This window comes from Pseudomonas sp. P5_A2_2 (assembly GCF_054177685.1).
The window spans coordinates 1-11805 of record NZ_JBGCUL010000069.1 but is presented as its reverse complement, the minus strand read 5'-3'; the positions used below and the strand labels follow the sequence as shown (position 1 = coordinate 11805).

The 11805-nt window shown below is 56.1% G+C and carries 10 protein-coding genes and 1 pseudogene; 8 read left to right on the top strand and 3 right to left on the bottom strand.

Annotation, left to right across the window (positions count from 1 at the left end):
• From ACXRVY_RS08250 to ACXRVY_RS08240, 3 genes are all read left to right on the top strand, one after another.
• Positions 1–280, top strand: a 280-nt coding sequence (locus tag ACXRVY_RS08250; protein WP_458237229.1) for a LysR substrate-binding domain-containing protein, incomplete at its 5' end; no start/stop codon positions are given.
• Between the two features lie 91 nt (positions 281–371).
• On the top strand, positions 372–914 hold the full coding sequence (locus ACXRVY_RS08245; RefSeq protein WP_457266038.1) for a DinB family protein: 543 nt from the start codon (positions 372–374) through the stop codon (positions 912–914).
• 332 nt (positions 915–1246) lie between these two features.
• The gene (locus ACXRVY_RS08240) at positions 1247–1783 is read left to right on the top strand and encodes an NADPH-dependent FMN reductase (RefSeq protein WP_223458840.1); all 537 of its coding nucleotides are present in this window, start codon (positions 1247–1249) and stop codon (positions 1781–1783) included.
• Here ACXRVY_RS08240 and ACXRVY_RS08235 read toward each other — a convergent pair.
• Both ACXRVY_RS08235 and tnpB read right to left on the bottom strand, forming a co-directional pair.
• Positions 1783–2019: pseudogene (locus ACXRVY_RS08235) on the bottom strand (IS66 family transposase); the annotation flags it as partial. The gene ACXRVY_RS08240 and the pseudogene ACXRVY_RS08235 sit on opposite strands and share 1 nt — an antisense overlap.
• A complete protein-coding gene (gene tnpB / locus ACXRVY_RS08230; RefSeq protein WP_263289665.1) occupies positions 1955–2146 on the bottom strand; it encodes a transposase in 192 nt (63 codons plus the stop codon). The pseudogene ACXRVY_RS08235 and the gene tnpB, both read right to left, overlap by 65 nt.
• Positions 2147–2711: 565 nt before the next feature.
• On the opposite strand from tnpB, the gene ACXRVY_RS08225 reads away from it, so the two are divergent.
• Complete coding sequence (locus tag ACXRVY_RS08225; protein ID WP_223458842.1) at positions 2712–3896, top strand: CBM20 domain-containing protein; 1185 nt, start codon at positions 2712–2714, stop codon at positions 3894–3896.
• Positions 3897–4104: 208 nt separating this feature from the next.
• On the opposite strand, the gene ACXRVY_RS08220 is transcribed toward ACXRVY_RS08225, so the two are convergent.
• The gene (locus ACXRVY_RS08220) at positions 4105–4380 is read right to left on the bottom strand and encodes a DUF2798 domain-containing protein (RefSeq protein ID WP_223458844.1); all 276 of its coding nucleotides are present in this window, start codon (positions 4378–4380) and stop codon (positions 4105–4107) included.
• 131 nt (positions 4381–4511) lie between these two features.
• On the opposite strand from ACXRVY_RS08220, the gene ACXRVY_RS08215 reads away from it, so the two are divergent.
• The 4 genes from ACXRVY_RS08215 to ACXRVY_RS08200 form a co-directional block, all read left to right on the top strand.
• Positions 4512–5453 (top strand): LysR substrate-binding domain-containing protein, encoded by a 942-nt coding sequence (locus ACXRVY_RS08215; RefSeq protein ID WP_458237228.1) that lies wholly within the window; start codon positions 4512–4514, stop codon positions 5451–5453.
• 426 nt (positions 5454–5879) lie between these two features.
• Positions 5880–6359, top strand: a complete 480-nt coding sequence (locus ACXRVY_RS08210; RefSeq protein WP_457266039.1) for a GNAT family N-acetyltransferase — start codon at positions 5880–5882, stop codon at positions 6357–6359.
• A gap of 200 nt (positions 6360–6559) precedes the next feature.
• Positions 6560–7717, top strand: a complete 1158-nt coding sequence (locus ACXRVY_RS08205; RefSeq protein ID WP_223458849.1) for a response regulator — start codon at positions 6560–6562, stop codon at positions 7715–7717.
• A gap of 43 nt (positions 7718–7760) precedes the next feature.
• Positions 7761–11805 (top strand): response regulator (locus ACXRVY_RS08200; protein ID WP_458237227.1); only part of this gene is annotated, 4045 nt, incomplete at its 3' end.

Genomic DNA, 11805 nt, shown 5'->3' with positions numbered 1-11805 from the left:
GATCAGCGTGAATTCGTTCGCCGTGCAACTCGAATCGGTGAGGCGAGGTATGGGGGTGGCCGTACTGCCCCGTATACTGGCGAAGGATCTGATCGGGTTGTTCCCGGATCTCCACCTTCCAGATATGGAGGTCTATCTGGTGACCCGGCCTCAGGCATTGAAGCAGGCCCACATCAAATGTTTTTTTGCCATCCTGGAGCAGGTGCTGCTCGAAGCCCTGTCCATGGAAAATGTCGAAGGTTACCTCTTGGAGGGCGACCCGCGAGTATCGGAGCAATAACGATCTCTACCGCGTACGGGTCGCCGTGCAATAGACTGGTTTTGCGGTGAGCGTGGAGCGCTTGTCAAATACCCACTCAAAGGATGAGCACATGAGCCGTACCGGCCATATCTGCCTGATGGCGACCTATAACAAATGGATGAACGAAAAGATCTATGAAGCGGCCAGGTGCTTGTCCGATGATGAGCTATCAGCTGATAGAAAAGCGTTCTTCAGGTCGATTCTCGGGACGCTGAACCACGTGGCAGTCGGAGACACAGTGTGGCTAAAGCGATTCGCCAAACATCCAGCGAACCACACGGCATTGGAGCCGGTGAGGCGACTTCCTGATCCGAAAAACCTTGACCAGGCGTTGTTCTCTACTATTCGAGAACTCTCAGTGTATCGAGAGAGGCTTGATCAGATAATCGTCGAATGGGCCAGCTCTATTACAGAGTCCGATCTGGACCACACCCTCCATTACGCCAGCTTGAAGGGTGTCGTGTCCGACAAGGACTTTTACGGCCTGGTGATGCATTTCTTCAACCATCAGACTCATCACCGTGGCCAGGTTACTACGCTGCTTTCACAGGTTGGTCTCGACATAGGTGATACAGATTTAGTCGTCCTCATCCCATCCCGATCCAGCGTATGAAGAAAAGCGGGATACCGGTATTGAGAATTCACCGCCAAAAGGGGTAATTCGATTCGGATCGCACTGATTGCATCGCTGTCGCCCTGGTTTGATCCATGACGAACACCTCGCACCGCTGGTGGTGAACGTGCGGTGTCCCACCGCATCGTTGCCTACCTGATAGCTGATCCCGGGGGTAGGGTGAGCTTGCGACACAAGCGTCTGGTAAAGCCATCTGGTCATCGCCCAGAAACCAGGACACGGGATTGACTCCGGTGGCAGGGCCAATGATGGTGCAGTCAGTGGCCCTCATGCGACACTCCCCGCCCTACAAATCAGGGAGCGTGTTGAACATGGTGCGTTTGCTTGCAGTTTCAGGGAGTCTTCGTGAGGCCTCCTCCAACTCAGTGCTGTTGCGTGCAGCTGAGGTTCTCTGTCCCGAAGGGCTGTCGATAGCGCATTATCACGAGGTTGGCCAGTTACCTCATTTCAACCCGGATTTCACGGAAAATCCTCCTGAATCCATCAGGGGCTTACGCTTGAGTATCGCCCACGCGGACGGCGTTCTGATCTCTTGCCCTGAGTACGCTCGCGGAATTCCCGGCTCATTCAAGAATATGCTGGACTGGCTCGTTAGCTCTGAGGAGTTCCCAGGTAAACCCGTTGCTCTTTTCAACGCTTCACCTCGGGCTTCGCACGCGCAGGCGGCACTGCGGTTGGTTCTGGAAACAATGTCGGCTCGTATCGTGGAGCAAGCATCAATATCCGTAAATTTGCTTTCCACGCAATTGAGTGCAGAAACTATCGCAAATGATCCAACGATCCGCCCACTGATCGTTTCGGCACTTGAAGCATTCAAGCAGCAAATCGATGGTAAAAAAGCGGGCTGATACACGTACGGATCATGGCCATTGAGCCGTGCAGACTGGATCAAACTCATGATCGCCGCCGCCCGTTTTCCGCTGCGTAGAGATCCTGAAAAGAGCCAGTTCTTGCGTCCAGGAGCTCATGGTCGGATCTGGTTGTCGGCCCAATTGTTGTCAATGGGAACCGCCCCGTCATCAAGGTAGCGCGATAGCGCTGCCCAGCGTTTCAGGCTGTAATCCAGTGCTCTGCTGATAGCCGAAACCGTCATGCACCAGAACTTTCATACGAGTAGCGCGCCGGTTGGCGAACAGATAAGCACAGTGCGGCTTAGCCGCGCCGAATACCGCGATCACCCTGGCCAACGCAGTCTCGGTGCCTGCACGCATGTCCATCGGCTCGGTGGCGAGCCAGATGGAATCGATGCGGATCATCGCAGCAGATCTCGCAGAAAAGTCGCGCAGGCAGCAGCACTTTCGGTTGGCCAGTTCACTTTTGCGAAATTGCACTCCACTTGACCAGTCATTTGCATTCGTACTGACCACCAATTGCATCGGATTTGACCAGCTTGCTTCGAGGCCATGACCGGCAGAGAACGGCCGATTCTGTTGAAAAAGTCGACCATGGTTTSCGCAGCAGAAAAGTAYGCGTCCGAGATTGAAATYTTTACTTTCGGCAGAGGCTTCCSGACTCRGATTTCACGTAGCAGTGTGCAAAAAAAGGCGTTTTAACCAGTCAATGACCAAGCTGTGTGGGCGAACCGACTTTTTCAACAGAATCGGCCAAAAGCAGACGGTGGGCGGAGTGATGGAAAAGAGTAGCTATGCTTGGTTTGCTGACGGAAATGATTGAGCTAAATGGGCTTCCGTTCTGTGAAGGCGTTATCACCTCACGTGATGTGTCGAATATTCCTTGCGACTTTTGACCCAAGCCTTTCAGGAGTCCTTTCATTTCATGGCGAAGCTAATAGCCTTCACCGCGCTTCTACTGGTGTGGATTCCTCTCGAACAAGCCGCAGCCGGAAATGCAGCGCTGAGAATATTCTGGTCAGAAACCATTCCTGAAGGGAGAACCTCGCAAGACGCTCTCGCTATTCGAGGAATCTCACTCGACGCCAGCGGTTCAATAGTCGCGCTAGGAAATAAAGGGGTATCGCAATCGATTCTCTTGCGGCCCAGCGAAGCAGGTCCTGGATCTATCATTGAACCAGCAACTCAAGGGCAGGCCTTGCACATTGTGCAGGGCCCCGCTGAGACTCTTTGGCTTGCCGGTTTAACAAACAGGCGAATGTACGTCCCCGGCGGAACGATGGCAGATGCCTATCTCGGAAAGCTCGACCCACAGGGACGAATCGTTGCGGAATACTCTTTTCACTCGTTCCGGTTTCGTTTTATTCAGAGTGTGACCATGCTTGATTCAGGCGAATTGGTCGTCGCCGGCCGTGACGGTGCCGAAAATTGGCTGGCGGCCGTATCGACTCAGGGCAGGCTCTTGTGGCAACGAAGGTTAGGACTCGGAAAAGGGGTGGCGGTTTCAGCAGTAGGTGACCAAATCGTAGCGGCCACCATTGCAGGTAGGCGCGAGGACGACAACAAAAAGTACAGGGACGATGTGAATGTCCTGAGTGTTGACCGCACGGGACACGTGATTGGCTGGCAAACTGTTAGAGCGAACATCAACAGCCATTCGGGATCACAATACGTAACGGTTGCAATGGTAAAGTCACGAACTGCGTTTTATGTACTATCGAGTTGGCACGATACTCAGAGCGTGAAGTCKCTGGAAATCATTAAGCTCTCCCTCGACGGTTCTATCTCCTGGCGCAAGGAGCTTTCGCACTCAATATCGCAGGAGAGGAATAAATCCTGGAGATCCTGCGATCAAGGGCAGATGGCTCTTGAAAATGACGACCTCTTGGTCGTGTGTTCTATCGAAGCGCAGATTCTGGTTTTCCGGCTCGACGCAAAAAATGGTGATGTGACAGTTATGTCCGTGCCATTGCCCGAATGCCATGAAGGCCGGCCGGCTGCGCTCTTTCCGGTGCAAAGGAAGAATGGGGCGATCTGGATTTTTGGTTCGAGGCCGGACAGTAACATAGGGAAAAGTTGCACGTGGCTTGGAGAGCTATCGCTTCCATGACGTTTATCTGTTTGGTTTTGTAGACACCTCCAAGCCTTAAAGTTGGGCCATGAGGAAGTTAATTGGCCCCGCCTCCCTCGACATAGGAAACATAGGAAGATGTCTGACGGGCAGCAATGGGTCGACTCCGGCCTGTGACAACCGGCAACAGTCGACCCAATATGGCTGCCCCCAACGCCCCATCAATTGGGCCGCTGAGAGGCCGCCCTTAATGATGTGGGTGTACAGTTAAAGACACCAGTTTGAGCACAATGGGGCGAACGACGAGTATGCACAGGAATGCCACGGGCATAGCCAATTTATAGGCGTGCAGCGTATTACTTAGGTAATCAGTCTCAATGCCGGAGTTTTCCGCAGTGATCACGAGAGACATCAACAGCCCCATAATTGTGGCCATATACAGTGCGAAAACATAAGGAGTAGCGCGAGCCGAGAGCTTGCGCTGGTTGAAAAATCGAGCTTTAGAGGATGCCTTGGGATTCATATCAGACCTTTTTGATCTTCAATTGATAGGTGATGAGCACCATAGCAAGATCAAAAATTAGCAACTAGACGGCTAGCAGTGGCTGCTTTATAAAGAAAATCTTATGAATAACTCTTCTCGCTGGGCCAAAGATGAACCTGTTAGGGGCGATTGCTAGCTTTATCAAGGTGGTTGAAGCGGGCTCCATCGTGGGCGCAGCCAAAACCCTGGGCGTCAGTGCCGCAGCTGTTAGCCAGACCATAAATCGCTTGGAAGCCCACCTGGGCACGCGCCTTCTCCAGCGCACCACACGCAGCATGGCGTTAACCGAAAGCGGCGTGGTGTACTACGAAAAAGTGAAACGCATAGCGCGTGATCTCGAATCGGCGCAAAGCGCGATCACCAGCGCGCAGACTCAACTCCAAGGGCGACTGTGCATCGCTTCTACCTCCGCATTCGGGCGGCATGTGTTGGCATCACTAATCGCCGGCTTCGCTGCACGTTACCCACGTCTGACACTTGAACTCTCAACCACAGATCGCAAAATTAATCATATTCAAGAAGGCATTGATCTGAGCCTGCRGATCAAACCACAACTAGAAGAGGGGATCGTCGCTCGCAAGATCGTTTCAGTCCCTTTTATCATCTGCGCGTCGCCCACCTATTTGGATCGAGTCGGCTGGCCACGCTCCCCTGAAGAACTTCAACACCATGCCTGTCTAGCGTTTCGCTACCCGCTAGACGGACGCTTTCTACGTTGGGGTTTTATCCGGGATGGACAACGTTACGACGCTACTCTCAATGCGACCGCAATCAGCGACGATATTGACGCTCTAGCCCAAATGGCCATCCACGGCGCGGGAATTACCCGCTTGGCAGAGTTCGTGGCGGCGCCCTATATCGAAAGTGGCCAACTCATCCCTCTGTTTGAACATCGCCACGCTTCAACTTATGCCTACGCTGAACCGCTGGATATTTATGCATGCGTCCAGGAGCGCGCCGCCATCACACCCAAGGTCAAAGCTTTTATGAATTATTTGACTGAATATCTGGAAATGCGTTGGCCGATGGAAAATACCTTTACAGCGTCCTGATACGGTGCTTTGCCGCCTTTATAAATTCAATGGTCGAGCTTTGCATGGGGCAACAGTTACGAACTGCAGCTTGCAGGTGACTACAACCGGTTGCAGTCTGATTCAACGGGCAGCTTCGGGACGGATTCAGCCGGTTGTGGAAGGCAGCAATCGGCCGATTCTGTTGAAAAAGTCGGTACGCCCAAACAGCCTGGTCATTGACTGGTTAAAACGCCTTTTTTGCACAGTGCTACGTGAAATCCGAGTCCGGAAGCCTCTGCCGAAAGGAAAGATTTCAATCTCGGACGCATATTTTTCTGCTGCGCAAACCATGGTCGACTGTTTTCAACAGAGTCGGCCAAAAGCAGACGTACGCGACGCGAGCCTGGTTGCCCCCCAATCTTTCTTGTGAGAATTTGAGGTGAAGCTAATCCATCAAGGAAGATCATGGACATTCGATCGACGGAAACAGAAGACTGGATGCTATTAAAGCAAGTCCGACTCGCCGCGCTTTTGGACACGCCAACGGCATTTGGTGTCAGTTATCAAACTGCCGCCGCATACACTGACGAACAGTGGAAAGTAAGAGCCTCATCAACCGGAACAGCATTTTGGCTGGCATTCAAGAAAGACAGGCCTGTCGGAATGATTGGTGCCGTGGTCAGTAGCGCGCATCGTTTTAACTTGATCGGAATGTGGGTTGAACCTGCTGCAAGGGGCTCTGGCGTGGCAACTCAGTTAGTAGATGTAGTGAAAGTTCGCGCTACCGCGGAAGGCTTTGATCGCGTTTTTCTCGACGTATCACCCGACAATGCAAGAGCCTCGAACTTCTATCTCAAGCAGGGGTTTGCTTTCATGGACGAATGGGAGCCGTTAGAAAGTCATCCGCATATTACGGTTCAGACGATGCTCTGGATCGGAAACTGATTCACGAGTTCTCTATTAGACGGATGTCCATTACGGGTCGAAAATGGCCCCTCGTGACAGGCAAACATCGGCCAGAAGCCGACATCCATAAGCTTCCTACTCTCTCCTAGCGATTGCAGATTTTTCTAGCTACGCTTTCCAGCAAAGGAATGGCGTAGGTGCGGCCTTTCCCTAATTGTCAGGCAAGGGAGCCAACATCTATGGATAGCATGCAGGGCGTTAATCCATCAGCCACCGTTCTGGTGGTCGACGACACCCCCGACAACCTGATGTTGATAGCCGAGCTGCTCAAGGACAGATATCGGGTCAAGGCAGCCAACAGCGGCGAGAAAGCGTTGCGTCTTCTCCAGAGCGACCCACTTCCCGACCTGATCCTGCTGGACATCATGATGCCGGGCCTGCCCGGCTACGACGTTGCCGAGCAGCTCAAGCTTGACACCCGCACTCGCCACATTCCGATCATTTTCCTTACCTCTATGGCTGCCACAAAGGACGAGATTCGCGGCTTGAGTCTGGGCGCCGCGGACTACATCACCAAACCGATCATCCCCCCGGTGCTCATGGCCAGGGTCGAGACCCAGATCAAGGTCAAGGCCGCTGCGGATTTCCTGCGCGACAAGAACGAGTTTCTGGAGCAGGAGGTGCAGCGCCGCACCCGCGAGGTGACTGCAATCCAGGACGTCACCATCCACGCCATGGCATCGCTGGCCGAAACCCGCGACAACGAAACCGGCAACCACATCCGCCGTACCCAGCACTACATCAAACTGCTGGCCGAGCTACTGCGCGAGCATCCTCGCTTCCGCCACTTCCTCGACGAGGAAACCATCCAGCTGCTGTTCAAGTCGGCACCGCTGCACGATATCGGCAAGATCGGCATTCCCGATCGCATCCTGCTCAAGCCGGGACGTCTCACTCTGGAAGAGTTCGAGATCATGAAGACCCACACTACGTTGGGGCGCGATGCCATCCAACACGCCGAGGATCAGTTAGGGATAGGTGTCGACTTCCTTCATCTGGCCAAGGAGATCGCATACGGCCACCAGGAAAAGTGGGACGGCAGTGGCTATCCGCAAGGGGTGGGCACCGACGACATCCCCATCAGCGCCCGTTTGATGGCCGTGGCGGATGTCTACGATGCGCTGATCAGTCGCCGCGTGTACAAGCCCGGTATGCCCCATGAACAGGCGGTGGAAATTATCCGCGAAGGCCGGGGTTCGCATTTCGACCCAGACATCTGCGATACCTTTCTGGCCAATGCCGAACGGTTCCGGGAAATTGCCGAGCGGTTCACCGACAGCGATCAGGACATGGCCAAGCAGTTGGCCTCACTAGAGCAGATCGCTGAGCAGCCCTGAGCCCTTTGCATCATTCTGCACACCAAGCTAAACGAGGCGGTATATGAACAGACTGTTCGAGCTGCTCGAGCGCCTGTCCCTGCGCAGTAAATTGATCATCGGCTTCGCTGCGTTGCTGATATTGATCCTGATGCTGGGCGTGCAAAGCCTACGCACCCAGTATTCACTCAGGTACGAAATGCAGCAGTTGTACCAGCAGGATTTGGTTGGTATCCAGCATGTGCAGGAGGTTCGGGTGCAGCTGCCGCATCTGTTGCTGGCACTGCAACGCGCCGTCGCTACCAGCAACGCGGACATCCGCATCAGCGCCGGGGCCCAGATGGACGTCGCCCAAGAGCGTCTGCACGAGGCCCTGGAGCAGGTTCGCCCAACGCTGCGGCGACAGAGCAGCCTCAACAGCTTGCTGGAGTTTGAGGTGGTATTGCAGCGCCTGCAAAAAAATGGCGATGAAGCGCTGGAGTTGGTCGGCAAGGGCTCCCTGGGTCAGGCGCTGATGTTGCTCAACAGTAAGGAGTTTCTCGCGCTGGAGCAGGAAAGCGACGGGCTTCTCATCCAGATTGAGAAAAACAAGGAAGCCGACATCCACGATACGGCGAAGAATCTGGCCGAGTATGCGCAGCGCAGCAGCACGACCACTTATGTGTTGCTGTTGGGCGGTTCGACACTGGCCTTGCTGTTGACCTGGCTGGTAAGCCACTCCATCCGCGTGCCGCTGAACCGCGTACGCGTGGCAGTTGACGAGCTGGCATCCGGCAAGTTGGACGGTCAGATCCCTCACACAGACCTTCGCAACGAAACCGGCGACCTGGCGCGCGCCATCGCCACGCTGCAACTGGAGGCTTGTCAACTTGAGCGCCAACGCTGGATCAAAGCCCACGCCTCGCTCCTGCAAGTGGATCTGCAACAGGCAGAGACGCCGCAGCAGTTGGCCCAAGCTTTTTTTTGCCGCATCGCGCCACAGCTGGGCATGTGCCAGGGGGCGCTGTACGTTCTCTATGAAGGCGCACCACGCCTGCAATTGCTGGGTGGTTATGCGGTGGACAGTGAGCACCCACTGCGCGCGGAGCTCGAGCTCGGTGAAGGGCTACTTGGCCAGTGTGCACTGGACCGCCAACCCCGCCAGCTCAAGGATCTGCCTGAGCAGTTCTGGCGTGTGCGCACACAGTTGGGTGAAGCCCCCGCCAGCCATCTGCTGGTTCAGCCTGTGCTGCGTGGCGAGCGTCTGCTCGGGGTTATGGAAATGGCCGGCTTTCGCCCATTGGAAGAGAACGAGACGTTGCTGCTGCAGGAAGTGCTACCAAGGCTGGCCGGAGCCATGGCCATTATGGAACGCAGCGAGACGGCCCAGGCGCTGCTGCAGGAAACTCGCCGTCAGGCTGACGAGATGGGAGCCCAAACCTTGCAACTGGAACACCAGGCCAGGGAGCTGGAGGCCCAGCAGGCGGCACTGCGCGCCACCGAGGCGTGGTACCGCGGCATTATCGAGGCGGCACCGGACGGCATGCTGGTGCTGGGTGCCGACGGACACATCCTGATGACCAATCCGCAAATGGACACTCTGTTTGGCTATGAGCACGGCGAACTGAACGGTGCCAGCATTGAGCGTCTGGTGCCGCAGGCTGCTCGCGAGCGGCATGCCAGGTTACGTGACGGGTTCATTGCCAGCGGCGGAACCCGGCAGATGGGCGGCGATTTAAATGACCTGCACGGCGTGCGCAAGGACGGCAGCCTGTTCTCCGTGGAAATTGGCCTGTCCCGTCTGCCCCGCTTGGAGGGGCGTGGCGTCTGCGTTTGTGCCTCGGTGCGCGACGTGAGTGAGCGCAGGGCGATGGAGGCCAAGCTACGTACTGCCAGCGATCGTCTGAATCTGGCGCAAGAGGCCGGTGACATCGGTCTATTCGACGTTGACCTGGTCAGCGGTAAAAACTATTGGACGCCACAGCTCGAAGCGCTGTTCGGGCTTGAGCCTGGCGGATTCGGTGGCACTCTGGAGCACTGGAAGGCGTTGGTGCATCCCGATGACGTGGCGCGTATCAGTAGTACGTTCGAGAGCGCAGTCCAAAGTGGCGATGATCGCGTCGAGTTCGACTTCCGCATCGTGCGGCAAAACGATGGGCTGGTGCGCACGTTCAAATCGCTTAACCGATTCTCACGCACGCCTGATGGCAAGCCGTTGCGCGCAACCGGCATTAACATCGACGTGACTGCACTGGCAGAGGCCAGGTCAGCGGCCGAGGACGCGACCCAGGCCAAGAGCGAGTTCCTCGCCAACATGAGCCATGAGATACGCACGCCAATGAACGCCATCATCGGCATGAGCCACTTGGCGCTGCGTACCGAACTGGATAATCGCCAACGCAACTACATTGAAAAAGTGCACCGCTCGGCGGAGAGCCTGTTGAGGATTATCAACGACATCCTCGACTTCTCCAAGATCGAGGCCGGCAGGATGAACCTCGAACAAACCCCCTTCCACCTGGAGGACGTACTCGACAGCTTCTCTGCCATGATCGGCCTTAAGACTGAGGACAAGGGCCTGGAGTTGTTGTTCCAGACCCAGCCTGAGTTACCCACCGCACTACTCGGAGACCCCTTGCGCCTGGGGCAAGTGCTGATCAATCTGGGCAACAACGCTGCCAAATTCACCGAGCGCGGCGAGATTGTGGTCGGCGTGGAAGAAGTTGGCACACACGAGGAGCGCGTGCAGCTGCACTTCTGGGTACGCGACACTGGCATCGGCATGACCGTCGAGCAGTGTTCGCGCATGTTTCAGTCGTTTAGTCAGGCCGACAGCTCGACCACGCGCAAGTACGGTGGCACTGGGCTGGGCTTGTCCATCTCGAAGAAGTTGGTGGAGCTGATGGACGGCCACATTTGGGTTGAGAGCGAGCCGGGGGTCGGCTCCACGTTCCATTTCCAGGTATGCATTGGCGTGCAGCAAGGCGTTCAGCCGCGTCGCATGTTCAAGGCCGACGAACTGCTGGGTATGCGGGTGTTGGTGGTGGACGACAACGCTAGTGCTCGTGAAATCCTCTCGGGCATGGCGCGTAGCTTCGGCCTGGAGGTGGATGTCGCGGAGAATGGTAGCCTGGCGCTGCACATGCTGGCCGATGCCGAACATAAAGTGCTGCCCTACGATCTAGTGCTGATGGACTGGCGGATGCCCGGCATGGATGGCATAGAAGCCGTGAGTAGAATGCATTCCGCCAGCCTGATGCATACGCCGTCGGTCATCATGGTCACCGCCTTTGGCCGCGAAGAGGCACGCGAGGAAGCCGAGCGCCAGGGCATCCAGTTACCGGTGGTGCTGACCAAGCCAGTAACACCGTCCTCTTTGCTCGAAGCCATCGGTATGGTGCTGGGTAAAGGCCCGCAGGGCGATACTCGGGCCGGCGAACGCTCCCAACAGAATGCCAGCACCGTAGCCAGCCTGAATGGAGCCCGGCTGTTGCTGGTAGAAGATAACGAGCTGAATCAGGAACTAGCCTGCGAGCTGCTGGAGAGTGTCGGAATACAGCTGCGACTGGCCAGGCACGGCCAGGAGGCCCTGGACATCCTGACCGAGGACGGCAACTTCGACGGCGTGCTGATGGATTGCCAAATGCCGGTGATGGACGGCTACACCGCCACCCAGCGGATTCGCCAACAGCCGCGCTTTAATGCTTTGCCGGTGATCGCCATGACCGCCAACGCCATGGACGGTGATCGCGAGCGAGCCCTGAGCAGTGGTATGAACGACCATGTATCCAAGCCACTCAATGTCGATGACATGTTCGCCACACTGGCAAAATGGATCAGGCCACAGGCCGCTCCAGCATCGCCAAATGTAGGCCTGTCAGATGGGCTGCCGGATCGTCTTGGGGGCATTGATATGGTTGCCGGCCTAGCGACCTGTATGGGCCGGCGAGAACTCTACCTGCGCCTGCTCTGCAAGTTTCGCGACACTCAGACAGGTTTTGCCGAGCAATTCCAGGCCGCACTGGCCGACTCGGATGTTAGCGCGGCCGGACGTGTGGCCCACAGCCTGCGCGGCACGGCCGGCAACATCGGTGCCAGGGCCGTGGCGCAGGTCGCCGCTGTGCTGGAGC